The sequence below is a fragment of the Chitinophaga sp. sic0106 genome (assembly GCF_019219075.1).
In the GTDB taxonomy this organism is placed as follows: Bacteria; Bacteroidota; Bacteroidia; order Chitinophagales; family Chitinophagaceae; genus Chitinophaga.
In genome coordinates, this window is sequence record NZ_JAHUWJ010000021.1 from 73,314 (window position 1) to 99,977 (window position 26,664).

General features: G+C 47.8%; 24 protein-coding genes. 10 read left to right on the forward strand and 14 right to left on the reverse strand.

All coding sequences use genetic code 11. From position 1 onward, the window contains the following. Positions 1–18 precede the first annotated feature (18 nt). The 5 genes from KW844_RS24245 to KW844_RS24265 all read left to right on the forward strand — a co-directional run bounded on the left by KW844_RS24245 (position 19) and on the right by KW844_RS24265 (position 4,799). Positions 19–1,119: a carboxylate-amine ligase gene (locus KW844_RS24245; RefSeq protein WP_218379383.1), complete on the forward strand. Its 1,101-nt coding sequence runs from the start codon at positions 19–21 to the stop codon at positions 1,117–1,119. A 39-nt stretch (positions 1,120–1,158) separates the two neighbouring features. Further along, positions 1,159–2,043 carry a type 1 glutamine amidotransferase gene (locus KW844_RS24250; RefSeq protein ID WP_218379384.1) on the forward strand — a complete coding sequence of 295 codons (885 nt, stop codon included), beginning with the start codon at positions 1,159–1,161 and terminating at the stop codon, positions 2,041–2,043. A gap of 1 nt (position 2,044) precedes the next feature. After that, entirely contained in the window at positions 2,045–3,238 is a 1,194-nt protein-coding gene (locus KW844_RS24255) for a hypothetical protein (RefSeq protein ID WP_218379385.1), read from the forward strand. Positions 3,239–3,301: 63 nt separating this feature from the next. Next, positions 3,302–4,381, forward strand: a complete 1,080-nt coding sequence (locus KW844_RS24260; RefSeq protein WP_218379386.1) for a hypothetical protein — start codon at positions 3,302–3,304, stop codon at positions 4,379–4,381. A 28-nt stretch (positions 4,382–4,409) separates the two neighbouring features. Beyond that, positions 4,410–4,799 (forward strand): RidA family protein, encoded by a 390-nt coding sequence (locus KW844_RS24265; RefSeq protein WP_218379387.1) that lies wholly within the window; start codon positions 4,410–4,412, stop codon positions 4,797–4,799. A gap of 98 nt (positions 4,800–4,897) precedes the next feature. Here the strand turns inward: KW844_RS24265 and KW844_RS24270 are convergent, their stop codons facing one another. From KW844_RS24270 to KW844_RS24295, 6 genes are all read right to left on the reverse strand, one after another. Then, complete coding sequence (locus KW844_RS24270; RefSeq protein WP_218379388.1) at positions 4,898–5,896, reverse strand: hypothetical protein; 999 nt, start codon at positions 5,894–5,896, stop codon at positions 4,898–4,900. Between the two features lie 91 nt (positions 5,897–5,987). After that, the gene (locus KW844_RS24275) at positions 5,988–6,293 is read right to left on the reverse strand and encodes a rhodanese-like domain-containing protein (protein WP_218379389.1); all 306 of its coding nucleotides are present in this window, start codon (positions 6,291–6,293) and stop codon (positions 5,988–5,990) included. A gap of 47 nt (positions 6,294–6,340) precedes the next feature. Next, complete coding sequence (locus KW844_RS24280; protein ID WP_370626515.1) at positions 6,341–7,156, reverse strand: PASTA domain-containing protein; 816 nt, start codon at positions 7,154–7,156, stop codon at positions 6,341–6,343. 36 nt (positions 7,157–7,192) lie between these two features. Then, a complete protein-coding gene (locus KW844_RS24285; protein WP_218379390.1) occupies positions 7,193–8,182 on the reverse strand; it encodes a D-alanine--D-alanine ligase in 990 nt (329 codons plus the stop codon). 121 nt (positions 8,183–8,303) lie between these two features. Then, entirely contained in the window at positions 8,304–8,654 is a 351-nt protein-coding gene (locus KW844_RS24290) for a 4Fe-4S dicluster domain-containing protein (protein ID WP_218379391.1), read from the reverse strand. A 154-nt stretch (positions 8,655–8,808) separates the two neighbouring features. Next, a complete protein-coding gene (locus KW844_RS24295) occupies positions 8,809–9,156 on the reverse strand; it encodes a 4Fe-4S dicluster domain-containing protein (protein ID WP_218379392.1) in 348 nt (115 codons plus the stop codon). 94 nt (positions 9,157–9,250) lie between these two features. Here KW844_RS24295 and KW844_RS24300 point away from each other — a divergent pair, with 94 nt between their 5' ends. Continuing rightward, a complete protein-coding gene (locus KW844_RS24300; protein ID WP_218379393.1) occupies positions 9,251–10,249 on the forward strand; it encodes an acyl-CoA reductase in 999 nt (332 codons plus the stop codon). A gap of 223 nt (positions 10,250–10,472) precedes the next feature. Continuing rightward, a complete protein-coding gene (locus tag KW844_RS24305; protein ID WP_218379394.1) occupies positions 10,473–12,044 on the forward strand; it encodes a trypsin-like peptidase domain-containing protein in 1,572 nt (523 codons plus the stop codon). 309 nt (positions 12,045–12,353) lie between these two features. Here the strand turns inward: KW844_RS24305 and KW844_RS24310 are convergent, their stop codons facing one another. The 3 genes from KW844_RS24310 to proS form a co-directional block, all read right to left on the reverse strand. Beyond that, positions 12,354–13,115, reverse strand: coding sequence for a LytTR family DNA-binding domain-containing protein (locus tag KW844_RS24310; RefSeq protein WP_218379395.1), 762 nt, complete (start codon positions 13,113–13,115; stop codon positions 12,354–12,356). Continuing rightward, complete coding sequence (locus tag KW844_RS24315; RefSeq protein WP_218379396.1) at positions 13,112–16,048, reverse strand: histidine kinase; 2,937 nt, start codon at positions 16,046–16,048, stop codon at positions 13,112–13,114. The genes KW844_RS24310 and KW844_RS24315 overlap by 4 nt, the downstream gene beginning before the upstream one ends. Before the next feature lie 192 nt (positions 16,049–16,240). Beyond that, positions 16,241–17,716: a proline--tRNA ligase gene (gene proS, locus KW844_RS24320; RefSeq protein ID WP_218379397.1), complete on the reverse strand. Its 1,476-nt coding sequence runs from the start codon at positions 17,714–17,716 to the stop codon at positions 16,241–16,243. Positions 17,717–17,998: 282 nt separating this feature from the next. Here proS and KW844_RS24325 point away from each other — a divergent pair, with 282 nt between their 5' ends. After that, positions 17,999–19,057: a hypothetical protein gene (locus tag KW844_RS24325; protein ID WP_218379398.1), complete on the forward strand. Its 1,059-nt coding sequence runs from the start codon at positions 17,999–18,001 to the stop codon at positions 19,055–19,057. A gap of 151 nt (positions 19,058–19,208) precedes the next feature. After that, complete coding sequence (locus tag KW844_RS24330; protein WP_218379399.1) at positions 19,209–20,738, forward strand: OmpP1/FadL family transporter; 1,530 nt, start codon at positions 19,209–19,211, stop codon at positions 20,736–20,738. Between the two features lie 122 nt (positions 20,739–20,860). Here KW844_RS24330 and miaA read toward each other — a convergent pair whose 3' ends face one another. The 5 genes from miaA to KW844_RS24355 all read right to left on the reverse strand — a co-directional run bounded on the left by miaA (position 20,861) and on the right by KW844_RS24355 (position 25,655). Beyond that, positions 20,861–21,766 carry a tRNA (adenosine(37)-N6)-dimethylallyltransferase MiaA gene (gene miaA / locus KW844_RS24335; RefSeq protein ID WP_218379400.1) on the reverse strand — a complete coding sequence of 302 codons (906 nt, stop codon included), beginning with the start codon at positions 21,764–21,766 and terminating at the stop codon, positions 20,861–20,863. Between the two features lies 1 nt (position 21,767). Then, complete coding sequence (locus KW844_RS24340; RefSeq protein WP_218379401.1) at positions 21,768–22,340, reverse strand: plasmid pRiA4b ORF-3 family protein; 573 nt, start codon at positions 22,338–22,340, stop codon at positions 21,768–21,770. Between the two features lie 96 nt (positions 22,341–22,436). Beyond that, entirely contained in the window at positions 22,437–23,873 is a 1,437-nt protein-coding gene (locus KW844_RS24345) for a CCA tRNA nucleotidyltransferase (RefSeq protein WP_255578610.1), read from the reverse strand. A 69-nt stretch (positions 23,874–23,942) separates the two neighbouring features. Continuing rightward, positions 23,943–24,515, reverse strand: a complete 573-nt coding sequence (locus KW844_RS24350) for an L-threonylcarbamoyladenylate synthase (RefSeq protein ID WP_218379402.1) — start codon at positions 24,513–24,515, stop codon at positions 23,943–23,945. Between the two features lie 6 nt (positions 24,516–24,521). Then, on the reverse strand, positions 24,522–25,655 hold the full coding sequence (locus tag KW844_RS24355; RefSeq protein WP_218379403.1) for a glycosyltransferase family 1 protein: 1,134 nt from the start codon (positions 25,653–25,655) through the stop codon (positions 24,522–24,524). Between the two features lie 140 nt (positions 25,656–25,795). Between KW844_RS24355 and KW844_RS24360 the strand changes: the two genes are divergently transcribed. Continuing rightward, positions 25,796–26,608 (forward strand): 2,3,4,5-tetrahydropyridine-2,6-dicarboxylate N-succinyltransferase, encoded by an 813-nt coding sequence (locus KW844_RS24360; RefSeq protein ID WP_218379404.1) that lies wholly within the window; start codon positions 25,796–25,798, stop codon positions 26,606–26,608. Positions 26,609–26,664 lie beyond the last annotated feature (56 nt).

Below are 26,664 nucleotides of genomic sequence, written 5' to 3' on the forward strand. Positions count from 1 at the left end.
AAAAGAACAGCAGCAGATATGTACAATGCGTTCACAGTGGGTATAGAAGAAGAATACATGGTAATGGACCCCGTTACCCGTGAATTGAGATCGCATGAACAAAAGATCGTAGAGCAGGCCCACAAAGTCATCAACGACCAGGTGAAAGCCGAATTTCACCAGGCCGTGGTAGAAGTAGGTACCCAGGTATGCGCCAACATCCACGATGCCCGTAAAGACGTGGCACTGCTGCGTAAAACCATCTCCCAGATTGCCGGCGACCTGGGCTTCAGCATAGGCGCCTCCGGGACCCACCCTTTCAGCCACTGGCAGCAGCAACTGATCACAGACCATCCCCGGTATTTCGAAATCGTAAATGAAATGCAGGACGCCGCCAGGTCCAACCTGATCTTCGGACTGCACGTACATATAGGCATGGAAAACCGCGAAATGGCGCTGCATATCGCCAACTCCGTGCGTTATTTCCTGCCGCATATTTTTGCCCTGAGTACAAACAGCCCATTCTGGGAAGGCCGCAATACCGGCTTCAAATCCTTCCGTACCAAGGTTTTTGACAAATTCCCCCGTACGGGCATCCCCGATTACTTTGCCAGCATTGAAGAGTACGATAACTACATCAAGCTGCTGGTAAAAACCAATTGCATCGACAATGCCAAGAAAGTATGGTGGGACCTCCGCGTACACCCCTTCTTCAACACCGTGGAATTCAGGATCTGCGATGTGCCGATGACGGTAGACGATACCATCACGCTGGCAGGACTTTTCCAGGCGGTGTGTGCCAAAATATACAAACTGCGCATGCAGAATCTCAACTTCATCATCTATAACCGCGCGCTGGTAAACGAAAATAAATGGCGCGCCTCCCGCTATGGCATCGACGGCAACCTCATCGATTTCGGGAAGGAGATGGAAGTCAATACCCGCGCACTGATTGGCGAACTGCTCGACTTCATCGACGACGTAGTGGATGATCTTGGTAGCCGCGAAGTAATTGATGCCACTAACCATATTTTACAGAACGGTACCGGCGCCGACCGCCAGCTGAAGATATACGAGGATACCAACGACCTCGTTGCCGTTACCGATTTCATTCAGCAACAATTTTTGGTGAACTGCTAAATGCCGCATTCCTCCCCGCGAAATTCGTAATTTTGCCCCATGCGAAACGTTAAAATAGCTGTGCTGGATATGTACGAAGGCGTGCCCAATGAGGGTATGCGCTGCATCCGCGAGATTCTGACGAAATATGCAGAAATGCATTCGCTTCAACTGACATTCGATGAATTTGAAGTAAGAATCCAACAGCAGGTACCTGATACCTCCTACGATATTTACATTTCCACCGGTGGTCCCGGCAGTCCGGTAGACAGTGAAGGCAGCGACTGGGAAACTGCTTATTTCCAGCTCGTGGAAAACCTGATGGCCTGGAATAAAACCGAGACTGTGAAGAAGCCGATGCTCTTTATTTGTCACTCCTACCAGATCATGTGCCGTTATTATCAGTTAGGGAATGTATGCAGACGTAAATCTCCCGCCTTCGGTGTTTTTCCCGTACATAAAACAGAAGCAGGTATGCAGGAAAAAGTATTTGGCGCCCTTCCCGATCCGTTTTATATCGTGGATTCCCGCAACTGGCAAGTGATTGAGCTCAACGAAGCTAATCTGGCCGCTATGGGAGCCCAGGTACTGGCCATCGAAAAAGAAAGGCCACATGTGCCGCTGGAAAGAGCCACTATGTCCATTCGTTTTAACGAACATTTTATAGGAACACAGTTCCATCCCGAGGCCGATGCCGCCGGTATGCACATGTATCTCCTGCAGGAAGAAAAGAAAGAACAGGTGATTTCCCACCACGGTGAAGAAAAATACGAAAGCATGATTACCCAGTTGACCGATCCGGATAAAATCATGCTTACACATGACCGCTTCATCACCGCCTTCCTGGATTATGCCATTTACGGCGCACTGAGCGACCGGCTGGCGGCCATCGAAAGAAGCGTACAGGTGGCAGCACACAACGATGATCAAAACACCTTCTTTTAATATGATTCCGTCCGTCCGAAAAGCCTATAACAACAGTTTTACCGATACAGCCTACCGCAGCTTTCTGCAGGGCATGGCTGAGGAAGCTGGCGTAGCACCCGCATTCCGGGTGGCCGAAACACCGGTGTTCGTACCCGCCGCCCTTACCGCCAAACTGGTACAGGCCTGCGAAGAAATTGTAAACGTAATATTGCGCCCGGATTTTAAGGCACTCACGGAAGCGGCTATCCCGGCGAACCTGCGGGTGCCCAATGAAAATGAGCGTCCTCATTTTATGGTGATCGATTTTGCCATTACCCGCGGAGAGGATGGAGAACCGGAGCCTCAGCTCATAGAGCTGCAGGGCTTTCCCACCATGAACGCCTTTCAACAGGTGATGGCCGGCAATTTCAGAAAGCATTTTGAGATACCCCCGCAGCTGAACAATTACTTCAACGGATTAGACGATCAGCAGTACTATCAGTTGCTGCGGGATATGATTGTTGGCGATCATATCCCCGCAGAAGTGATCCTGCTGGAAGTGAAGCCTGACGAGCAAAAGACACGGATCGACTTTTATGCCACCGAAAAATACCTCGGCATCCGGCCGGTTTGCATTACGGAGCTGATACAGGAAGGCAATCGCCTTTTCTATATGCGCGATGGCGTACAAACGCGGGTGAAGCGTATTTACAACCGCATTATTTTCGATGACCTGCTCCGGCAGCAGGAACAGCTGGATGCGCATGTAAACTTGTTCCAGGACCTGGAGGTAGAGTGGATCACGCATCCCAACTGGTTTTACCGGATCAGTAAGTTTACCATGCCGCTGCTGCACAGCGACTACATCCCTAAAAGCTGGTACCTCCACCAATTACCGGTGGTGCCTGCCGACCTGGAAAACTACGTGCTCAAGCCACTGTTTTCTTTCGCCGGACAGGGGGTAAAAATTGAAGTGACCCAGGAGGATTTAGACGCTATAACTGACCCGGAAAACTGGATTTTACAGCGAAAAGTGGCCTATGCCCCCATCATTGAAACGCCGGATGGTAATGCCATCTGCGAAATCCGCATGATGTACATCTGGCCGGATAATTCCGCCAGGCCTATGCTTGTACACAACTTATCCCGGTTGAGTAAAGGAAAAATGATTGGTGTTGGCTTTAACAGCCGCGACACCTGGGTAGGCGGCAGCTGCTGCTTTTTTGAATTTTAGCGCGCGGGGTAAGTAGATACACTGCGCAGCACTTCCCTATTTTTGACCCGATATACCTATGCTATGTTTAGTAACCTTGCCATCGATGTTGCCTTGGGGCTGGTATTCATATACCTCTTATACAGCCTGTTTGTAACCATTTTACAGGAGATGATAGCGCGCGCCTTAGGCCTGCGTGCCCGTATTTTGTCCAAGGGCCTGCGCCGGATGCTGGATGGAGACCGCCATCGGAATGACCTCGGATATTTCGGAAAATTCACGTTTTTCACCTGGTTTTACGAAAAAGGGTGGAGTGTGGTGCACTATTTCAGGCCTTTTGCGGATGCGCCAGTACTAAGGAAATTCTATGAATCGCCTTCCATTTTATATCTGGGAGAAAATACCGCCTCGTCCAGGCCGTCGTATATTAACCCTGCTACCTTTTCTCAGACGATCGTCCACCTGTTACGCTCCAGCACTGCTGAAAGAGCCACCGATGCCGCTACTATTGCAGCCGCGCTGGAAGAAAACGGCTTAGGCCTGGGTGGTGGTACGCTCACGCATATACGCAATTTGTTTGCGGATGCCGGTCAGGATATTCCGCAGTTCAGGATACAGCTGGAAAACTGGTTCAACGAAACCATGCAGCGGGCCAGCAGCTGGTATCGTAAGCATTGCCAGACCTGGCTGCTGATCATTGGTTTTGTAGTAGCAGGCATATTTAATGTAGACACTATTGCCGTTGCGAAAATATTGATGAAAGACAAAACGGTGCGTCAGGAAATGGTACAGCTGGCCAGTAGCCGCAGTTACAACTACAGCGCTATGATAGACACGCTGGAACAGCGCCACCTCCTGTATAAGGACAGTGCCTTCCTCCGCAACGATACCTCCCTGAAAGCCTTTGTAGGTGATACTTCCGTGATAGGCGTGTATGCCATGCTCCGCAACGATGCCGGCGATGCGCGCAACGTGCTCGGTATTCACCGCGAGTTCAGTGCGGCCCAGCCATACGGGCTCTCACACCCTTACCAGTCGAACGGCTGGATGGTATTGGCTGGCTGGGCAATAACTGCCATGGCTATCAGTTTAGGAGCGCCTTTCTGGTTTGATTTGCTGGGGAAAGTGGTGAAATTCAGAAATACCCCTGCCGATAGTAAATAGTATTTATAACTTTGTAAAAAAATACGTTATGACACGCACCAATTACGCATCCGGCGCTACCTGGGAAGATAAAGTGGGCTACTGCAGAGCCGTACAGGTAGGCAACACCATTGAGGTTTCCGGTACGGTGGCAGAGGATGAAGGGAAAGTGGTAGCTCCGGGTAACCCTTACGAACAAACGAAATTTATTCTTGCGAAGATTGAAGCGGTGCTGATACGCGCTGGTGCTACATTACATGATGTGGTACGTACCAGGATGTTTGTAACGGATATTAGTCAGTGGGAAGAATATGGCCGCGCACACGGTGAGTTTTTCCAGGCGATAAAGCCGGCTACTACCATGGTGGAAGTGAGTAAGTTGATTAACCCGGAGTATTTGGTGGAGATAGAGGTGACGGCGATTAAGCACGAGCGGTAACAATCTCAGATAGCGAATTTCTTAGCCTATAAGGAGGACCGTCGGTCCTCCTTATAGGCTAAGATGCCGGTGCCTACCGACGCAGGCATCTTACATAATCATTTCTTCTTCAGATCAGCCAGCTGGGCCTCCATGGCTTCCATGCGCTTATTCTGCGCCTCCATCAGTTTGTTCTGCTGAATAATATACAGTGTCAGTTCCTCGATTTTTTGCATCTGCAGCTTTTGCATCTCACCTAAATCCTGTCCTTTTTCTGCTATTGTTGCCGCGGAAGGTATTTCAGGGAGATGTTTATGTTCGCGGATGAAGGCTTCCACGGTGTGGAGAGAGGGAAGCTGGTAGTTGTCGGCGAAGACGTAATCGGGCCAGTCGGCGGTGTTAGTGCTGACGCGGACGCGTTTGGCGAGGATAGTGCCGTTTACAGCCAGTTGTTCAACAGGTTTTGCAGTGTTGATACCCACTTTTCCATCGTCTCCTAATACCATTCTTGCTTTACATAGCGGCCCAGCACATCCGTCTTTATCATAGTTCCAGAATTGAAGGCTGTTACCGTAGCCACCGGTCATATTGTACAATACCCAATCTCGTCCTTCGCCTGATTTATCTTTGGAAGGATTAGTTATTCTGATGGTACCACCAATCCCATTATCTTGTGTTACTCCATTTGCATCCACCCATTTGCTGGCGATAGAGCTTTCGATCGAACCACCAGAAAGAAAGTAACCCCTGACAAATGCAGAACCGTTAACATCCATTAAATAACCTACTGTAGGACTTTCTGTACCAATTCCAATAGTACCGGCATTCGTAATTGACATTCTGGTAAAGTTATTAATCTTAAAAGAATATTTACTTGCGTCAAAAACCAGGGGAATCCGATCGGTATTATGCCAACTGCGAGAAACGACGTAGCTGCCGCCTCCTCCAACATCATAGGAAAGCAGCAGACCAGTTCCTGTTGTCGGCTGTTTTTCTCCTCCTGTTAATAATAAACAATTGGTGGTGATATTTCCCAATCCTGTCACATATTCCAGGTTTTGTGCAAATAATGATGTAGGCATGCATACCAGCAGCCAGGCTAACTTTTTTAATTTCATTATGGTATAGGTTATATCTCACAAAAATAAAAACCGGCTGGTAAAAATACCAACCGGTTTTTAACTAGATAATTATTCTAAAAAACGGTGATTAACCGTAGATTTCTCTCCATTTCAGCATACCACCTGTCAGGTTTACCACGTTGGTGAACCCCTGTGTTTCCAGGGACATGGCTGCCTGACCGCTGCGGTTACCGCTGCGGCAGTATACAATTACTTCTTTATCTTCCAGGCCTTCCAGCTCGTCGATCTGCATCATCTGGATCTGGCCCAATGGTACTGGGATACCACCGATATTGAATTCAGCCACCTCATGTGGTTCTCTTACATCTACAAGGATCAGTTCTTCACCGGCATCGAGGCGGGCTTTCAGTGCTTCTGCTGTTATGTTTTGCATATAATATTCTTTTTAATGATTGTGAGGATAAAATTAAGGTTTTTTGACTATTCCTCCTCCGCCGGAGCCACTGGCGTAGTGGAATCCTTCACAGGTTTGGTGGCGGTGAGGTAGAGGTCTACCGACTCCCCGGAGCGCACCATGTTAAAGTCACCGATCTCATTTTTCCGGGTAGGATACTGTTTGTATACGAATGCGTTGGCAGTATCGCTTACACTGGGATCAATGATTACAGAACCAATATTCAGGCTGCTGGCGCTGAGGATTTCACGGGCTTCCGCATAGGTAAGGCCGATGAAGTCAGGCACGGGGTTTTCGGTATTACCGCGGCCGGAGCTGAGGATCAGCGTAATGCTGGTGCCTTCCGGGATCATGGTACCTGCCTTGAGCGTGCGACCATTGAGCAACTGCTGCAATACCGTGTTGGTGGCGAAGTCTGGTTTATAGATGGTATCCCCTACGTTGAGGCGCATACTTTTCAGCATCATTTCCGCACTACGGAAGGTAAGGCCTTCCAGGTCAGGCATGGCTACCATTGGCGCCACGGTTTTGTTTACCGTAAGGTGTATGGTGCGGTTTACTTTAACCACGGCACCTTTATCAGGCGTTTGTGCCCATACCGCCAGCGGTGGGATACTATCGATATATACAGAATCTCTCACTTCTGCGTCGAAGCCGGCGGCTTCGAGTTTAGAAATCGCTTCTTCCAGTTTAAGGCCTCTTACATCCGGCACGGTTTGTTGTTCACCGTGTTTGGTAATAACCGGCAGCAGCGAAAAAAAGATCACTGCCAACAGGAAAAACATGGCGACAGCCGCCAGTAAGTTGACAAGGAAAGATCGTTTGGTAATAAAATCAAACACAGTTTATTACGTTAAAAGTGATAAATCAGTTACAGGTTACTTTGCCATCGCTTCTTCCAGCACGGCGCCGTAGAATTCCTGCAGCGTTTTTCCGGCCGCCCTTACCTGCTGAGGCACCAGGCTGTTTTCAGATTGGCCCGGCATAGTGTTAGCCTCCAGGAAAAATAGTTTATTATTGGTATCATCCCAAATAAAGTCGATACGGACAATACCGCGACAGTTCAACAGATGATACAATTTTGAGGCCGTTTGTTGTACCAGGCTGGTAATATTATCCGGTACCGGCGCCGGTGTTATTTCGTTGGATACACCCGGTGTGTACTTTGCTTCGTAGTCAAAAAATTCTTTACTGCTCACCACCTCTGTAATAGGCAGTACATTCAGCTTGCCACCGGAAAGGTACATGCCAATGGTCAGCTCACGGCCTTTCACAAACTCTTCGATCAGTACCTGGGAGTCTTCGTTGAAAGCTTTGTCGATAGCCGGTTGCAGCTCTTCTGCAGTTTTAACTTTTGACATACCTATGCTGCTGCCGCCTTCTGCCGGTTTAACGAAGAGGGGTAAACGCAGTTTTGCCAGAATATCAGCAGTATTATAAGGCTGCTCGCGGAAAATGTGGGTGGATTTAGCCACATTCACCACATCAAAGGCAGCTACAATTTTATTGCAATAGCTTTTATTAAAGGTGATAGCGGAAGTAACCATACCGCAGCTGGTATATGGAATACCGAGCATTTCAAAGTACCCCTGCAGGCGTCCATCTTCGCCCGGAGTGCCATGAATACCAATGAATACGGCGTCAAATTTTATCTTATTGCCACTAACTGTCAGTGAAAAATCGTTCTTGTCAATTTCGTGTACAGTGCCATCCGGCGCAGTATACGACCAGCTTTCACGGGTAATAATCACTTTATAGACGGCATATTTGCTGCTATCCAGGTTATTTTCAATCGTTACAGCGCTTTGCACTGAAATTACATACTCTCCGGAATATCCGCCGGCAACTAAAGCTATGTTCTTCTTCATAAGATGTCTGAGCAATAAGCCGGTAAAGTTAAGGAAAGTTTTTTGCCGTGCAAGAGGAGGAAATGGGCGGTGGGGTATATGATGGGAAACCGGCAGGCGCCGGTTTCCGGAAGGTTAATTATTATTCTGCATGCAGCAGTTGTTTTTTGGCCAGCAAGTCATCTATGGTTTCGGCGTACATTTCGTCCGAAACACAGCAATCCACCGGGCAAACAGCCGCGCACTGGGGCTCATCATGAAAGCCCTGGCACTCCGTGCATTTGTCTGGTACAATGTAATATACGCTGTTGCTGATGGGCGATTGCCTTGTAGCCGCATCGGTAACGGTACCGTCTTTCAGGGTGAAAGTGCCGGTCAGGGAAGTGCCGTCCATCAGGGACCACTCCACTCCACCTTCATAAATCGCGTTGTTTGGGCATTCCGGTTCGCAGGCCGCGCAACCGATGCATTCTTCTGTAATTCTAAGTGCCATAGGGAATAAGATTTAGTTATTAATCTATGCAGGCGCGAAGGTAAGTAATTGGCTCAGGATACGTTATAACTAAAAGTTATGCCCCATAACCGGGCAAAAAAAAGCCGCTCTGGCACCATTCCAGAGCGGCAGTAGCTTCCTTGAATAATATTAACTAGACGTGCAGTTTATCTTTCTTACCCAGCAGTTCATCTACTGTTTCCTGGTACATTTCGTCCGGAACACAGCAGTCTACAGGGCAAACAGCTGCGCATTGCGGTTCCTCATGAAAACCCTGGCATTCAGTACATTTATTCGGAACGATATAGTATGTATCTACGCTGATAGGAGCATTACGCTGGTCAGCATCCATAGAGCTGCCATCCATCAGGGTATAAGCGCCTTTTACGCTTGTACCGTCTGCAATGGCCCATTCTACTCCGCCTTCATAAATTGCATTGTTTGGGCATTCAGGTTCGCAAGCGCCACAGTTAATACACTCATCTGTTATCTTAATTGCCATAGAGTAAACTTTTTGTTTAAGTAGTAAGCCATTAATTTTGTGGAACAAAAATAAAATATTCCCGGTTTAATCAAGTCATTATTTATAAAGATTCATGAATATAGCAGAAAAAGAAGCAGCGCTGGTGCGCCTGGGCCAATATCTGGCCGGTGACAGCCCTGAATGGGTAGCGGTAAAGGATAGGGCTTATATCGCCAATGGTTGGTTTATCCCGGCTTTCATCGATAAAGCGTTGGACAATATCTGCCAATACTTTCTTGAACCCGCTAAATTGGGCGAATGGCTGCAGTCCTACCCGGCGGCGGCTCAAACCCGTACCCCCAGCAAAATAGGGATCGTATCCGCCGGAAACATTCCCCTGGTAGGATTCCATGACTGGCTCTGCGGATTTATCAGCGGACACCAGGTGAAACTGAAATTATCCAGCAAAGACGAGATCCTGATGAGGCATATCCTGCAGAAAATGGAGGAATGGTACCCGGAAATCGCCGGCCAGACGGAGGTGCTCGACATGCTCAAGGACTGTAACGCCTATATTGCTACCGGCAGCAACAACTCTGCCCGCTACTTTAACTACTATTTCGCCAAATTCCCGCATATCATCCGCCACAACCGGACTTCCGCCGCTGTATTAACCGGCGAAGAATCACCGGCTGAACTGGATGCACTGGCAGACGACATCATGCTGTACTTTGGCCTTGGGTGCCGCAACGTCACCAAAATATTTGTGCCGCAGGACTATAACTTCCAGCCCCTGCTGGATGCGCTTGATAAATACAGCTACCTGATGGACCACCACAAATACAAGAACAACTACGACTATAACCTGGCCCTGCTGCTGCTCAACAACAGTTATCATATCACCAACGGTACCGTACTGCTGCATGAAGCAGCGTCCCTGTTCAGCCCACTAAGCGTATTGCATTATGGCTACTATACCGATAAGCAGGCCCTCGCTGCGGAGCTGGGACAGGACGAAGTACTGCAATGCCTCGTAGGCAAGGATTTTACACCTTTCGGCTATGCACAGCAACCCTCCCTCCGCGATTATGCGGATGGCGTAGACACCATGGCATTTATGCTCGGCGTCTAACAAAATGTCGCTTGTAGTTGTTAACTTGACAGGTAGTGAATGCATCCCTGTCAGTATTATGATGATCTTAGTTTACTTTAAATTAACGATTGATATAAAAATCTGTTAAAGTGAATGGAGTATGGGATATTTGATTCGTGCCGACTATTAAATTTGTACCCAAGGCATTAAAATTGCCAGCAGAGCATTACAAATTTTTTCGTATAGCTAAACACACTATAATATGAAATTCAAGCAAATTGTTACAATTGTTTGCATCAGCATTGTGACTGCTTCTGCCTCCATATTTGTGTACAGCAAATATTTCCAACCCCGGCAGGCAGGTATTTATCAGAACGGCTCTACAGAGGTCCCTGTAAATTACGCCCGCTACATGCCCGGCACAGAAAATGGCAGTGCAGTCCCACCCGGTGATTTTACCGCAGCAGCAAAGGCAGCGGTACCAGGGGTAGTACATATTAAAACGAGAATCAACCCCCGCCAGGTGACGAATGGCTTGCAGCGCAAGCGCTCCATCCTCCAGGATCTTTTTGGTGATGAGTTTTTCGGTGATGAGTTCAATGGTGGCGGAGATGGCCGCCGCTACTACGTTCCAGGCCAGATGGCCAGCGGTTCAGGCGTATTGATCTCCGATGACGGTTACATCGTGACCAACAACCACGTGATCGACGACGCAGATGAGATTTCTGTTACCCTCAGCAACAGCGCTAAATCTTATAAAGCCAGGCTGATCGGCGCTGACCCCAGCACCGACCTCGCCGTCATCAAAATTGAAGGTGCCGGATTCCCATACCTCCTGTATGGCAACTCCGACAACGTGGAAATCGGTCAGTGGGTACTCGCTATCGGTTATCCGTTAAACCTGGATGCTACCGTTACTGCCGGTATCGTAAGTGCGAAATCCCGTACCATCGGTATCAATAAAAGCCGTGGCAGCCGCAACAGCGCCATTGAATCCTTTATACAGACAGATGCTGCGGTTAACCAGGGTAATAGTGGTGGTGCACTTATCAACACCACCGGTGAGCTGATCGGCGTTAACTCCGCCATCGCTTCTCCTACAGGCTCTTATGCCGGCTATTCCTACGCGATTCCGGTAAACCTGATCAAAAAAGTGGTGAACGACCTGATGAAGTACGGCAACGTCCAACGCGCTTACCTGGGCGTATCCTATATGCCTAGCAGCGTTATCGCCTCCCTCTCCGATGAACAGCTCAAAGAGCTGGGCGTAAGAAGAGATGCACCTGGCGTGCAGGTAACAGAAGTGGTAGATAACGGTTCCGCCAAAGCCGCAGGGCTGCAGGCCGGTGATATCATCACCCGGATCAACGGTACGCCAATCCCTGGTCCATCCCAGATGACCGAGCAGATTGCCCGTTACAAACCAGGCGATAAGATCAGCATTACTTACCTCCGTAACAATAAAGAGTACACGGCAGATAATGTGACCCTGCGAAACCTGGCTGGTAATACAGATGTGGTAAAAACCACCGTGCTCGACCGGCTGGGGGCTGATTTATCCGCCCTCGATAAGGACGATGCCCGCCGCCTCGGTATCCGCGGAGGTGTATGGGTAAGCGGTATCGGTAACGGTATCCTGAAAAAACAAACTACCATGGCTCCCGGCTTCCTGATCATTAAAGCAGGTGACCAGTCCATCGCCAGCCCCGACGATCTTGCCAAAGTGCTGGACAGAAAAGGGAATGTGCAGCTGATAGGATTATATCCGGAAAAAAGCACTAACATCTACTATTATAATATCCAAACTGGTGGAGGATCGAGCGAGAGCTTCTAATCGAAGGCGTCCGATATAAAATTTTAGGATGGGACCGGGTGATACCCGGTCCTTTTTTTTGCTGCATACCGGAGATACCAAAATGAAAAGAGCCGCTCTCGCGGCTCTTTCATCTTAAGCAATACCTGTACGCTTAAAAAAACTTCACAGGCAATCAGCCATATCTATGAAAACCCATGATCAAAATAAGATATATATATGATAAAAGAACCGGTTTCCCGTCAATGCATAGAAATGGCTAGTAAATGCACAAAAAAGCCGGTTAAGCGTTAACTCAACCGGCTATTAAATATCATTAAAAAATATAAATTAAAGATTTATTACACCTTTTAACTGGGAGAAGAACTCTTCTTTCTTGCGGGAAGAGATAGGAATGTTCTTCTGATCACTCATGACAACAGCAGTACCCAGGCCCTTAATAATCTTCACAATATGGTGGATATTGATCAGGAAGGACTTATGCACGCGGTAAAAACCCTTATCAGACAGCATTTCTTCATACTCTTTGAGTGATTTGGAAATGAGATGCGATACGTTATTGATCAACTGAATTTTGGTATAGCTGTCAAACGCTTCACAGTAGATAATGTCTTTCAGGTCAATTACGTTATACCCGTCATTTACCGGGATTACTATCTTGGAGAAGGCGTTGTCGTTGTTTTTGACATAGTCTTTCAGGATAGAAGCCAGCTCGTTGAGGCGACCTTTCTTACTCTTTTTCACTTTTTCCAGGGCGTCTTCCACCTCGCTCACCTTGATGGGTTTGAGCAGGTAATCCAGCGCGGCAAACTTAATTGCCTGCAAGGCATATTCCTGGAAAGCGGTGATAAAAATGACTTCAAAATTCAGTACAGGAAACATTTCCAGCAACTGGAACCCATTATGCGGGGGCATCTCAATATCGAGGAACAATACATCAATGGCGTTGTTCTTAATCATTTCCGCCGCCTCATGAATATTTTGTGCCTCCCCAACTACAGTGACATCTTTACAGTAGTTTTCCAGGATATTACGCAAAATATGAATGTTGCGAACTTCATCGTCGACAATGGCAGCTTTTATATTACTCATAACATCTTAACAATGGGAATCAGTATTTCAACTAAGGTACCTTCCTTATTGCCGAAACCAGATTTAAATTTATCAATAATTTCTAACTTTCCAACACTTCCATTAAAAGATTTTATAATCTGCAAACGCTCTTTGATTACACTCAGGGCAGTGGATTCGTGCTTTACAAGTCTGTTGCTTTTCAAAGCGTTGGACTTATCCCATCCAATTCCATCGTCGTCTACGGAGCAATAAAGCAGGTCATCCACCATTTCCAGCCTGATCTCCAGGTATCCACTACTATTTTTAGGAGCCAGACCGTGTTTGATAGCGTTTTCCACTATCGGCTGGATAATCATCGGAGGTATGTAAATCGTATAGTCTTTCAGTTTATCTTCCATGATAAACTTGTAAGTAAAGGAATGTGCAAAACGAATTTTTTCCAGCTCCAGGTATCTTGTCAGAAAAGCAATTTCTTCTTCCAGTGATAGATAGGACTTCCGGGAATTATTCAGCATCTGACGCATGAGTGTGGCAAAATCTGCCAGGAAATTCAGCGCCTGCTTTTCTTCTTTCTCCAAAATCAGGTGCTGCACAGAATTCAGGGAGTTGAAGATAAAATGCGGATTCATCTGGTTGGTCAGTGCTTTGGCTTCCAACTCGGCAATCCGTCGGTTATACTCAGTTTTCCGTTTTTCCGATTGCTTGATTCTTCTCACAATATAACGCAGAATAATCAGAATAAGTAGTAACCCTAACAGGAACAGGATGCCTCTCGCCCACCATTGCTGGTACCAGCGTGGCAGGATATTGATATTCACACTCAGCGGCTGCGACCAGTCGCTCTTATACTTCCGGGCCCTCACCATCAGTTTGTAGGTGCCCGGCTGTAAGTCCGGAAACGGAATGATATTGGACATTGTGGTAACCCAGCCGGTGGTACTGTCGCCACTAAAATTATACTGATACTCTACCTGTTCCGGCAAATCAAACACAATGGTCCCGAACTCTGCCTCAAAGGAAGCCTTACGCTGGAAGAGGTATACAAAGTCTTTGGAAGGCAGAAAGGTACTGTCGCCATACCGTATATTACTCAGGTAAATCACCGGTGGTACTGAGTCTACCGGCAGATTATTACCTTTAAAATAGCAAAGGCCGTTAGAGGTGGCAATGTACAGCAACCCATCATCATAAAATACGCCCCTGATATCGTCCGACATCAGTCCATCATTGGAAGTAATGTTTCTTACAATTTCCTGTTTATTTACATCGATCACGCTGACGCCCTTATTGGTGGCCACGTATAGCTGTCCTACCCCATCATAATACAGCTGCTGGCAGATGTCGCTCGCCAGACCAATGGAAGTGGACAGGTGCTTCACCACTGAATCGTGGTGCATCACATAAATTCCCTGATCGCTGGTACCGATCCAGAGGTAACCGTTGATCCACTTCAGGTCCTTGATACTCTGCTTGAGATGGGTATTATTACCAGGCCGCATTAGCTGCTTACTGTTATCAGAGCAGAAATACAGGCCGTTGTTGGTACCTACAAAGTACGTGGAATCATCCACTGAGGCGATGGAGGTCACCAGCATATCGAGGTCGCTGATGGCATAATCATCCAGGGCGATGACCTGATTTTTGGCGGCTATACGAATTTTGCCGGACGGTGAGATATCCACGTCCTTGAGCATCTTCACAGACTTCAACAGTTTCGATTTCTGCGATAGTGTGTTGAACTGAAAGAGTGCATTATCTGTAGCAATCAGCACAGAATTTTCCTTTTCCGGTAATATTTGTAAGACACTATTGCGACCGGAAGTGGTATCCAGCGTAAACTGCCGGATGCTTCCCTGCGCGTCGATGGTATTGAGGATACCGGCGTTCTGGCCTATCAGCAGCAGGTCTGTTTTTTTGTCTTTGTAGATGCTGAAGATCGAGTGGGAATATAGTCCGTTGGTATTATCGAGGTAGCTGAAGTAGAAATTTTTGTAGGGGATATAATAGACGCCGTCTCCAAAAGTGGTGATCCATATATTTCCGTCTCTGTCTTTGAGCAGGGAGGTGATATAGTGATTTTCCAGCAGGCGGGTGACTTTCTTCTCTCCCTTAAAAAAATTTTTTACGAGATATAAAGCCCGCTGGGTACCTACCCAGAGGTTATCATTATCGATACAGATATTACTGATATCTTCCCGGATACCCCATTCAGCGCCGTTAAAGAAGCAGATCGCATCTTTTTTGGTAAAGGAATACAGGGTATTCCGGAGGATGGTAATGGCGTGTTTTTTAATACGCTCCTGAAAGGCAGCATCTTCTAACGGATACGGGCATACCGTAATTATGCGCTGTCCGGCATTATTAGGGTCCTTCAGGGATTCGAGTGCGTAAGAAGTTTGTAAGGGCTTGAATATACTGTCGTTTTTGAGCAGGAAGTAGATGTCGCTGCCGGAGTTGCCTAGTTTATCGTAAGTAAACTGTTTGCCGGTATATTGAAGAATGCGGTTGTTGGAGTTGAGAAACCAAACGTAGCCGGATTTAGGGCCTCCGTCGAAAGCATACTGGAGGTAGTGGCTATGGGAGTTGAAGGTAAGGCTGGAGTCGTTGTCCTCGTTGTGAATGACGGAGTTGAGGTAGAACGAGGGCTTTCCGTTGAGGGTAAAGAACCAGACCCGCCCTTTGGAATCTGCTGCCAGTTTTACGACGTCGTTATCTGTTAGTCCGTCTTTTTTGGAGTAGTTCCGGAATCGTTTCCCATCGAATTTGCTAACGCCGGTGGGGGTAGCGAACCAGATAAATCCATTTTTATCTTGTTCGGCAGCGTACACTGTAGCGTTTGCCAGACCGTCTTTCACGTTATAATTACGGATCATGAGGCCCTGGGAGCGGGCTTCCGTTAGGACGCAAAAGCAGGCCAGCATCCATAGCAGTATGTAGCGGAATGAGGGCATCGGATAAATTTACTGGTTTCTTTTGGAATGCGGGCTAAGAAATTACAAATATTTGCAATAAATAAGATACTTATTTGATGTGAGATTGGTTTTCAAGGCACCTTTGGAGCCTGGCGGATGAAAAAAGATCCGCCGGTGGCGGATCTTTTTCTCGCAGAGCAGCAAAGCATTGTGTTTTGTTGCCCGCTAATATTAGTAAGCTCTTGCGAAGAGCACTCTTTCTTTCGAAGGTTTACCGGTGAGGATACATGTACCGGCTTCCTGCGGGTTATTCAGTGGGATACAGCGGATGGTGGCTTTGGTGAGCTCCTTAATTTTCTCCTCTGTTTCGCTGGTACCGTCCCAATGGGCGGATACAAAGCCTGATTTTCCGTCCAGTACCTGTTTGAATTCCTCGAAGGTATCCACGCGGGTAATGTGTTCCTCGCGGTAGTTCAGTGCTTTATTATAGAGGTTCTGCTGAATTTCTTCCAGGAGTTGGTGGATGCGTGCACCCAGTCCTTCCAGTGGCAGACTCTCTTTGGTTTTATTATCGCGGCGGGCTACTTCTGCTACACCGTTTTCGATATCGCGGGCACCGATGGCTACGCGTACAGGCACGCCTTTCATTTCGTACTCGGCAAATTTCCATCCCGGGCGGTTGTTGTCGCTGTCGTCGTATTTCACGCTTACACCTAATGCTTTCAGGTCGGCAACGAGGCCGTTTACTTTGGCATCGATGGCTGCTTTCTGCTCATCTCCTTTATAGATAGGCACGATCACCACCTGCAGCGGTGCGATGCGCGGAGGCAGTACGAGGCCCTGATCATCGGAGTGTACCATGATAAGCGCACCAACGAGGCGGGTAGATACGCCCCAGGAGGTTGCCCATACGTATTCCTGTTTGTTTTCCTTGTTAGAGAACTTCACTTCAAATGCTTTGGCGAAGTTTTGACCGAGGAAGTGGGAGGTACCGGCCTGGAGGGCTTTACCGTCCTGCATGAGGGCTTCGATGCAGTAGGTATCTACGGCACCGGCGAAGCGTTCGTTAGCGGTTTTCACGCCACGCACTACAGGAACAGCCATGTATTCTTCTGCGAAGTTGGCGTATACTTCCAGCATCTGCGTGGTTTCTGCGATGGCTTCTTCTGCGGTGGCGTGGGCGGTATGGCCTTCCTGCCAGAGGAATTCAGCGGTACGGAGGAAGAGGCGGGTACGCATTTCCCAGCGTACTACGTTTGCCCATTGGTTGATGAGCAGCGGGAGGTCGCGGTAGGATTGAATCCAGTCTCTGTATGTATTCCAAATGATGGTTTCAGAAGTAGGGCGAACGATGAGTTCTTCTTCCAGTTTAGCTTCCGGGTCTACCACTACGCCGCCGCCGTTCGGGTCATTTTTCAGGCGGTAGTGGGTTACAACAGCACATTCTTTGGCAAAGCCTTCGATGTGGGCAGCTTCTTTACTGAGGAAGCTTTTGGGGATAAACAGCGGGAAATAAGCGTTCTGATGGCCGGTTTCTTTGAATTTACGGTCCAGTACGTCGCGCATTGCTTCCCATAAAGCAAAGCCATATGGTTTGATAACCATACATCCTTTCACGGCAGAGTAATCTGCCAGTCCACCTTTCAGCACCAGGTCATTATACCACTGGGAATAATCTGCGGATCGGGCGGTGATCTCTTTACTCATAAAATAAATATCTAATTTATATATCCTTATTTGGCAGCCAATGTATGGTAAAAATTATCCTGATAAAAAAATATCTATATCAAAGAAAACAAATTACTATTTGGCTTAATTTTTGAATAATATTCAAAAGAAAAATGCTACAAACCTACATGAAAATCATAAAGTGTCAAACAGTTGCAACAAAATAATATAGACTAGATAGTATGATGTAACTTTGTGTAGCAGAAATCCGTTTAAAAAGAGTAGATTTACGATACAGATCACGCTTAAAATATATTTCAAATGAAGCCTATATCATATTTAGTCATCATGGCCGGCGCGTTAGCCCTGGGTGCTTGTTCCAGCACCTACAAATCCGCGTCTACTCCGGATGATGTATACTATTCACCCCGCCAACAGCAGCAACAGGGTTATGCGAGTAACGGCAACAACAGAAACAACAACCGTCCCGATGATTATACGGCTACATCAGTGGCTGCCTCCGAAGAGGATGGTGGTTCTTATGTGACCTACAGTGATGAGCAGGGAGATTACGAGCGCAGGTTAGAGCGTTTTGGCTCTACCGGCAGTAATTATTCCGGCAGTTACTGGGATGGCTATTCTGATGGATTGAGCGCGGGTAACAACTTCTCGTTCAACTATGGAATGGGGCTTGGCTACGGTGGTTTTGGTGGCTGGGGTTATCCTTACAGCAGCTTTGGTTATGGTTACAGTCCTTACTGGGGTTCTTCCTTCAGCATGGGCTTTGGTTATGGCTGGGGCGGTGGCTTCTACAATCCCTGGTATGGCAGCATGTGGGGTTATCCTTACTACGCTTACAACCCATACTATAGCTACTATCCTTACAACGGTGGTGGTTACTATGGTGGTCATGGCTGGTATGGCGGCGGCGGTTACAAAGGTAACTACACTCCTACCTACAACCGTGTTAACAACTATAGCCGTCCGGTACGCAGCGGCGTAGCGTCAGGCAATGTGGTTCGTCCGAACAGAGGCGGTTATCAGCCGATCGGGCCAAACACCGGCACCAATGGTCGTCCTAACAGAATTAATTACGCCAATACTTCCAACGGTACTGGTGGCAGATATACTCCATCTAACGGCAGCAGTACTACTGAAAGACCACGCAGGGTATTCCAGCAGTCAGGCAACGAAAGACCAGTATATCAAAATAGCAACAGCAACAGCAACAACAGTGGTTACTCCCGCCCTCAGCGTACAGAGTACAGCAGACCTAGTCAGCCTAGCTATCAGCCCAGCAGTGCACCTAGCGCACCTAGCCGCGTAAACAGTGGCGGTGGCGGAGGCGGTTACTCCCGTCCTAGTCGCGGTGGCCGTTAATACAAAGAGTTTTCTGATAAGCGTAGCCTAAAAAACTACGCTTATCTTTTACACCCATATACGAATTGCACGTTAGGGAACGTTTTTAGCCAACTAAAACGTTTGTCAGCAATCATTACCTGCAAGCACATCTCATTTTAAGTTTTAATTTATGATCAAGAGCATCTATCCTCTACTCGGAGGGTTGTTTTTATCTGTTTCCGCCATGGCCCAATCAGCAGAGCAAGCGCTGTTGTTTTCTAACCAACAACCCAGCGGAACAGCCAGAACACAGGCATTAGGAGGCGTATCGGTAGGACTCGGAGGTGACTTTTCATCCGCATTTACCAACCCGGCCGGTATCGGGATTTTTAAAACCGGAGAGTTTCTGATTTCCGGTGGGGTAGCCACCTCGAAAACAACATCTTCCTACCTCCCAATGGTAGACCCGCGGGATGTAAAAGGTAGTAAATCGAATTTTCAGCTGCCTAATATCGGGGTAGTATTCGTTACCAATACCAACAGCGGCGCTCATACCTGGAATAACTTTTCTTTTGCCCTCGGTATGAACCGCAGCGCGAACTTCAATAACCAGATCAACATAGGCGGCGTAACTGACTATACTTCCTATTCGGAGCCCTGGAGAGAAGAAACGGAGTCCAGCAGCTATAACCCTGACTACGGCTCTATCGGTTCCGCACTGGCCTGGAACCAGGCATTGGTCGTGGAAGATAATGGCAAATGGATTTCCCTGGCTATGCCTACCGGCGCAGGTGGCGTAATGGAAAGCATCTACCAGCGTGCTACCGTTGATACAAAAGGAGGCATCAACGATTATGTATTCTCCTTTGGCACCAACTACGGCGATCGCCTCTACCTCGGTGTGAGCCTGAACCTGCCTAGTATTACCTACAAGGAAACACTCTCCGTTTCTGAAGACGATAATACCGGCAACCAGAACAACGATTTCGGCTATTTCGATTATAAACAATATACCACCATCAACGGCCTCGGCTTCAGCGGAACACTCGGTATCCTCTATAAAGTTACTGACCGGTTCAGACTGGGAGGCTCCCTCCGCCTGCCTACCCTCTACAGCATGAGCATCGCTACCAGCGCTGATCTTACCTCCAACACAGAGGGCTGGAAAGGTCAGCAGTCGTCCAGCGGCGCCGGTGAAGATTATAGCTACAATATGACGGCTCCACTGCGTGCCAGCGCAGGTGCCTCCTATTTCTTCGGAAATATGCAGGACCCGGATGCGGTAACAGGCTTCCTCGCTGCCGACTACGAGTATGTCAATCACAGCTCCTCCAAATACAGATTTGAAGAAGTAGACAAAGGCCTGGAAGGTGGTGTCAACCGCGTTATCGGCGACCTTTATAAAGCAGCGTCCAATTTCAAAGTGGGTGCTGAGGTAAAGTTTGCAAGGATATTTGCTGCCAGAGGAGGTTTTGCCATGTATGGTAATCCATATTCCAACGACAGCTATAACATGGGCATTGATGCCAGCCGTAAGACTTACAGTGGTGGCCTGGGTGTACGCACCAAGGGTATCTATTTTGATCTTACCTACAGCTATACGCAAGGAAAGGATTATTACCAGCTGTATTCCACCAGTGATGCTAATACTTATCCTCCTGCAGCATTGCTGGATTTCAAGAGGAGTAATATTATGGGAACCGTAGGGTTTAAGTTTTAATCATCAGTTTTTTCATAAAGAGAAGCCGGTGCTGCATGGCAGTACCGGCTTCTTGTTTTAATGTGGCATCCCTTAGCGCCACAATGTTTTTGGCTCCTGCTCCGGCGTTGAATCTAAGCGATTTATTTTGCGAGGAGGCGCAAGCATTGCGCCTCTACAAGGGTCGATTCCCGTGGATCAAACCATTGATATTCCTTGTCCTTCCGGAACCACGTCAGCTGGCGCTTGGCATATTGCCGGGTATGGACTTTAATATCCTCAATGGCCTGTGGCAGTGTCAGGTTTCCATCAAGATAGCTGAATATTTCTGTGTAACCAACGGTGCGCAGGGCGTTGTGATTGCGGAATGCAAGCACAGACTGCACTTCTTCCACGAGTCCGGCACTCACCATCATGTCTACACGCCGGTTAATATTATCGTGTAGTATTTCTTTAGGGAGATGCAGACCTATCTTAATGATATGAAAGTCGCGCTGCCTCTTAGTGGCCGTGCGGAAAGCCGTAATCGACTTACCGGTGGATTCCAGTACTTCGAGGGCACGCATGAGGCGGGCGGGATTTTGTATTTCTGCGGTGGTGTAGAATGCCGGGTCGCGGCGCTGCAGTTCCTCCTGTAGCCAGACAATTCCTTTTTCGGCGTATTGATCCATGATGGATTGTCGAACCGCTGCCGGAATTTCGGGCATATCATCAATGCCTTCTGCAAAGGCTTTGATATAGAGTCCGGTACCGCCGCACATCACTGCCACGTTGTTGGCAGCGAAGATTTCTTCGCAATATTGGAGTGCCAGCTTTTCGTACATGCCTGCGTTTACCTCTTCCCGGATACTGTGGGAGTTGATAAAATAGTGAGGCACTGCTGCCAACTCCTCCGGAGATGGCTTTGCAGTGCCTATGCTGATTTCTTTATAACATTGCCGGGAGTCTGCCGAGATGACGGAGGTATTGAACAGTTGCGCTATTCGTATAGCCGTGGCTGTTTTTCCGGAGGCGGTTGGCCCTGCAATGACAATAACAGTTTTTTGCATATCAGAACATCAAATCGTCTTCGGCGCCCAGTTCTTCCTGCTGATCGCTGCTGGCGTCGTCCTCTCCTTCTTCTCCGAATCCGTCTTCATCCATGCCCTCTTTGTTGAGGTCATATTTTTCTTCCATTTCCACGAGCTTGTCGCCCACGAGGCCTTTGGTACCGTATTGACTTGGTGCCAGTCCTTCTTTGCGTACGCAAACGGGGTAGACGATTTTTATATTTTCTTCTTTGGAAACGCCGATCAATTCTACGAGGAATGACCAGTTTTTCGCAAAGTCGTACAGGTAAATGAATTTCTGGTTAGGATCTTTTACTGCTGCGCCGATTGGTGTTTCCGCCATCAGCAGGGGTTCCACTTTGCGGGGGGTTCTGTCCATTTCCAGGATGATTTCCCTACCTCTTTGCCAGTTATCATTACTGCGAAAGAAAGTCGCTTTATGTTTAGCGTCGAATTCGAATGCTTGCAGGATCGCTTGGTGAAATTGTAAAAACGTCTGAGTAGGTTTGATCGCTATATCTCTGTAAACGCTTTCATCTTCTTCCCAGTAGACTCTGAATTTCAAAACCGGCATGACAATTAGGTTATAAGTTAGATAAAATATATAAAGGTTTAACGCTCAAGAGAACGTATTGTTGCTAAAATTCTGCGCAATGTAAAAATACCAATTTTATTTAACTGGGGTCAGGTTGTAAGATTTTGCCTTTTCCAGCATATATGCGTAAGCAGCCTCGTAGGTGTTGGGGATTTCTCCATCCAGAATTGCTTCGCGGATGGCGGTTTTAAGATCGCCCACCACTCTACCTGGTGATAATGCGAATGTTTCCATAATCATTTCGCCGGTGATAGGTGGCTGCCAGTTCCTGATCCTGTCTGTTTCTTCCACTTCTTTCATGCGGGCACGGACCAGTTCAAAATTTTCGAGGTATCGTTTTACTTTAACTTTATTTTTTGAGGTGATATCGGCTTCACAAAGCATCATCAGTCCGTCTACATCATCGCCGGCATCGAATAATAATCTGCGGATAGCCGAGTCAGTTATATTCTCTTTGGTGAGCGAGATAGGGCGCAGGTGCAGCTCTACCAGCTTTTTCACGAGTTTCATCTTATCCCCCATTGGTAACTTAAAGCGGGAGAAGATGCGGGTCACCATTTTGCCACCTACGGCATCGTGGCCATGAAACGTCCAGCCATGGCCGGGTTCAAATTTTTTGGTGGCAGGTTTACCGATATCATGCAGCAGTGCCGCCCAGCGCAGCCATAGGTCTTTGGTATGCTGTGCAATATTATCCACTACCTGCAAGGTATGATAGAAATTGTCCTTATGCCCTTTGCCTTCGTACATTTCCACACCTACGAGGTCAATCATCTGCGGAAAAATAATTTTCAGCAAACCCGATTTATATAATAAATCCAGTCCGACTGAAGGTTTTGGGGAGAGCATAATTTTATTGAATTCGTCAGTAATCCTTTCCTGGGTAATAATACGAATTCTTTCTGCATTCTCCTGTATGGCCACAAATGCTTCCGGCACGATGGTAAACTGGAGCTGAGATGCAAACCGGATGGCGCGCATCATGCGCAGCGGATCATCGCTGAAGGTTTGGGCTGGTGCCAGTGGTGTACGGATGATTTTGGCGTCCAGGTCGGCCAGGCCATTAAACGGGTCGAGCAGGGAGCCGTAGTCCTGGTCGCGCAGGCTGATAGCCAGTGCGTTGATGGTAAAGTCGCGGCGATTCTGGTCGTCCTGGAGGGAACCTTCTATAACTTCCGGGTTGCGGCTATCCTGGCGATAGCTTTCTTTGCGGGCGCCCACAAATTCCATTTCGAGGTCATTCCACTTTACCTGGGCGGTACCATAGGTTTTGAAGAAGCTGACAGGGACGTGATCGCCCAGGCTGGCAGCTACTTTGTGCGCGAGGGCGATACCATCTCCTACACACACTATATCCATATCTTTCGTTCTTCTTTCGAGGAGTTTATCCCGCACAAAGCCTCCAATAAGATAAGCTGGCACTTTCAGTTCCTGAGCTGCCAGCGCTATCTTTTCCAATATTTTTCTTTCCTGCAGTGAGCAGGGAATATCCAACGGCTTGTTGCTTATCATATTAAATTTATCCTGTTGATGTAGGTCCTTTTCCCAAAACCAGGGCGCAAATGTAAGAAATAAACGCCTTTAGTCGCGAATAACCGTGATACTACCATCATTATGGATGCGGATAATACGGCTGGCAATACTGGCTGCGGCCTCATCCTGCCTGTGTTTCACGACATAGTCCACGCCATTTACAATGGCCGGATTTACCGCAGAAAAAGTTGCCGGAGAAGGATCACCGCTAATATTTGCCGAGGTGGAAACCAATGGTTTACGCAATCTTTTTATCAAGTGCCTGCAAAAAGGGTCTTTTACTATCCTGATGGCGATGCTGCCATCGGCGTTGATCACATTGGATGCCAGCCCCAGCGCACCTTCATAAATAACGGTGGTAGGCCGTTCAAATCCAGCGATGATCTCGGCTATATCCGGCCTTGGATTGGCCACATAGTGCAATAAATCTCTGACGTCAGCCAGCAGGATCACCAGGCTTTTGGCTTCGTCCCGGTTTTTGAGGGCATATACCCGGCTTACAGCTGCCTCGTTGGTGGCATCGCAACCGATGCCCCAGATGGTATCGGTAGGGTAAAGAATGAGTCCTCCGTTACGTAAAGCTCCCAGGGACGCTACAATATCGTCTTCAAAAATCTCCATCACTTGCTATTTTATACTATTATATACATTCATCATGGCGGCGGCACACTTTTCAGCGGTAAACAGCTGTGCATGTTTGAAACCTTTGGTACGCAAATCTGCTGCCAGCGCTTCTTCATTCACGATCCGTTTCATGGCAGCCGCTATAGTAGCGGGTTCCAACGGGTCCACATACAAGGCTGCGTCTCCCGCTGTTTCTCCGAAACAGGAACCCGACGAGGTAATAACGGGGGTTCCGCTCCACAAAGCCTCTAATATCGGTATACCAAATCCCTCAAACAGGGACGGATATACCAGTGCCCGGGTACCCTGGTACAGGTAAGGCAGTTCGCTGTTTTCCAGCCTTGCCCGTTCATTGAGCCAGATCACCTCCTGCTCCATGCCATTTTGTTTAAGCCACTCCTGTACCTTCTTCTTATATCCGCCGCCACTGCCTAATACCACTAATGGCAAACGATCTGCTACATCGAGTGTACGCATGGCCATTACTATACTGAGCAAATTTTTTCTCTCTATAACAGAACCTACATACAGGAAGTAGTTTGCAGGTAACTGGTATTTGTTCTTCAGGGCCTGTATGTCGTCCGCTGCATGCAACTGGCCGAAAGCCGGATCACAACTCTGGTATACAACCTTAATTTTTTCGGCAGGGGTAGCGTAATAGGTGATCAGGTCTTGTTTGGTCTGCTCGCTGATGGCCACCACCACATCCGCATATTTGCAGGCGTAGCGGGCCTTACGACGATAAGTCATCACATCAATCGGATTATACTGGCTGGGATACCTTTCGAATATCAGGTCGTGCATGGTCACTACCGACTTTACGCCGCTTTCATGGATGCCAAACGGAACTTCGTGGCTGAGGCCGTGGTAGATATCGATACCTTGTTGTTGCAGGACAGGCACTACCATCCGGCTGCGCCATACTGATTTTAACCACTTGTGAACCCGCTTTTGCGGAGTGATGAGGTGCATGTCCGGAAAACGTTTCCAGTTGTACATGCTGGTTTCCTTAGGTGCAAAGAGATAGTAGTCGTGCTGCGGGTATCCGATGGCGAGTGAGTCGATCAGGCTCCTGCTGTAATTTCCCAGTCCGGTATTGTTTTGAAACGCGCGTTTCGCGTCGAATCCGATTTTCATGGCTGCAAAATAGGGAGTTTCCGGGAGAGTTTTAAGCCTGGCAGTGGAATCGGAGTGTATATAAAGTTACTGTCAGGACATCGACATGAAGGATTGCGGGAAAGAAAAATTCGCATTATGTTTGCAAAAAATTTAAAACGATGGATTTACAACAACAGATACTGGCTGCCTGGGCAGACCGCAGTTTGTTACAGGAAACAGTGTATTCAGATGCCGTTAAAACTGTTATCGAAGCAGTGGACAAAGGTAATCTGAGAGTTGCAGAGCCAACAGCCGACGGCTGGAAAGTGAATGAATGGGTTAAACAGGCTATCCTGATGTATTTCTCCATTCAGCCAATGGAAACCATGGAACTGGCTCCATTCGAGTTCTATGACAAAATGAAGCTGAAAACCAACTATAAAGACCTGGGCGTTCGCGTAGTACCTCACGCGGTTGCACGTTATGGTGCCTATATCGCTAAAGGTTGTATCCTGATGCCTTCTTACGTAAACATTGGTGCGTTTGTAGACGAGGGCACCATGGTGGATACCTGGGCAACCGTAGGCTCCTGCGCACAGATCGGTAAACACGTACATCTGAGCGGTGGCGTTGGTATCGGTGGTGTTCTGGAACCACTGCAGGCAAGCCCTGTAATCATTGAGGACGGTGTGTTTGTAGGTTCCCGTTGTATTGTGGTAGAAGGTGTGGTTGTGGAAAAAGAAGCAGTGCTGGGTGCAAACGTGGTGCTGACGCAGTCTACCAAAATCATTGATGTTAGCGGTCCGGAGCCTAAAGAATACAAAGGCCGTGTACCTGCCCGCAGCGTGGTAATTCCTGGTACTTACACCAAGAAATTCCCTGCTGGTGAATACCAGGTGAGCTGCGCACTGATCATTGGTCAGCGTAAAGCTTCTACAGATCTGAAAACGAGCCTGAACGATACCCTGCGTGAGTTTAATGTAGCGGTATAGTTGCCCGCGAGGGTGTGCTGTTTCAATATTTTTTAGGGGGAGAGCAATTGCTCTTC

Coding starts and splice junctions, on each gene's coding strand:
- KW844_RS24245 (WP_218379383.1), top strand. CDS start 19: ATGTACAATGCGTTCACAGTGGGTATAGAAGAAGAATACATGGTAATG.
- KW844_RS24250 (WP_218379384.1), top strand. CDS start 1,159: ATGCGAAACGTTAAAATAGCTGTGCTGGATATGTACGAAGGCGTGCCC.
- KW844_RS24255 (WP_218379385.1), top strand. CDS start 2,045: ATGATTCCGTCCGTCCGAAAAGCCTATAACAACAGTTTTACCGATACA.
- KW844_RS24260 (WP_218379386.1), top strand. CDS start 3,302: ATGTTTAGTAACCTTGCCATCGATGTTGCCTTGGGGCTGGTATTCATA.
- KW844_RS24265 (WP_218379387.1), top strand. CDS start 4,410: ATGACACGCACCAATTACGCATCCGGCGCTACCTGGGAAGATAAAGTG.
- KW844_RS24270 (WP_218379388.1), bottom strand. CDS start 5,896: ATGAAATTAAAAAAGTTAGCCTGGCTGCTGGTATGCATGCCTACATCA.
- KW844_RS24275 (WP_218379389.1), bottom strand. CDS start 6,293: ATGCAAAACATAACAGCAGAAGCACTGAAAGCCCGCCTCGATGCCGGT.
- KW844_RS24285 (WP_218379390.1), bottom strand. CDS start 8,182: ATGAAGAAGAACATAGCTTTAGTTGCCGGCGGATATTCCGGAGAGTAT.
- KW844_RS24290 (WP_218379391.1), bottom strand. CDS start 8,654: ATGGCACTTAGAATTACAGAAGAATGCATCGGTTGCGCGGCCTGCGAA.
- KW844_RS24295 (WP_218379392.1), bottom strand. CDS start 9,156: ATGGCAATTAAGATAACAGATGAGTGTATTAACTGTGGCGCTTGCGAA.
- KW844_RS24300 (WP_218379393.1), top strand. CDS start 9,251: ATGAATATAGCAGAAAAAGAAGCAGCGCTGGTGCGCCTGGGCCAATAT.
- KW844_RS24305 (WP_218379394.1), top strand. CDS start 10,473: ATGAAATTCAAGCAAATTGTTACAATTGTTTGCATCAGCATTGTGACT.
- KW844_RS24310 (WP_218379395.1), bottom strand. CDS start 13,115: ATGAGTAATATAAAAGCTGCCATTGTCGACGATGAAGTTCGCAACATT.
- KW844_RS24315 (WP_218379396.1), bottom strand. CDS start 16,048: ATGCCCTCATTCCGCTACATACTGCTATGGATGCTGGCCTGCTTTTGC.
- proS (WP_218379397.1), bottom strand. CDS start 17,716: ATGAGTAAAGAGATCACCGCCCGATCCGCAGATTATTCCCAGTGGTAT.
- KW844_RS24325 (WP_218379398.1), top strand. CDS start 17,999: ATGAAGCCTATATCATATTTAGTCATCATGGCCGGCGCGTTAGCCCTG.
- KW844_RS24330 (WP_218379399.1), top strand. CDS start 19,209: ATGATCAAGAGCATCTATCCTCTACTCGGAGGGTTGTTTTTATCTGTT.
- miaA (WP_218379400.1), bottom strand. CDS start 21,766: ATGCAAAAAACTGTTATTGTCATTGCAGGGCCAACCGCCTCCGGAAAA.
- KW844_RS24340 (WP_218379401.1), bottom strand. CDS start 22,340: ATGCCGGTTTTGAAATTCAGAGTCTACTGGGAAGAAGATGAAAGCGTT.
- KW844_RS24345 (WP_255578610.1), bottom strand. CDS start 23,873: ATGATAAGCAACAAGCCGTTGGATATTCCCTGCTCACTGCAGGAAAGA.
- KW844_RS24350 (WP_218379402.1), bottom strand. CDS start 24,515: ATGGAGATTTTTGAAGACGATATTGTAGCGTCCCTGGGAGCTTTACGT.
- KW844_RS24355 (WP_218379403.1), bottom strand. CDS start 25,655: ATGAAAATCGGATTCGACGCGAAACGCGCGTTTCAAAACAATACCGGA.
- KW844_RS24360 (WP_218379404.1), top strand. CDS start 25,796: ATGGATTTACAACAACAGATACTGGCTGCCTGGGCAGACCGCAGTTTG.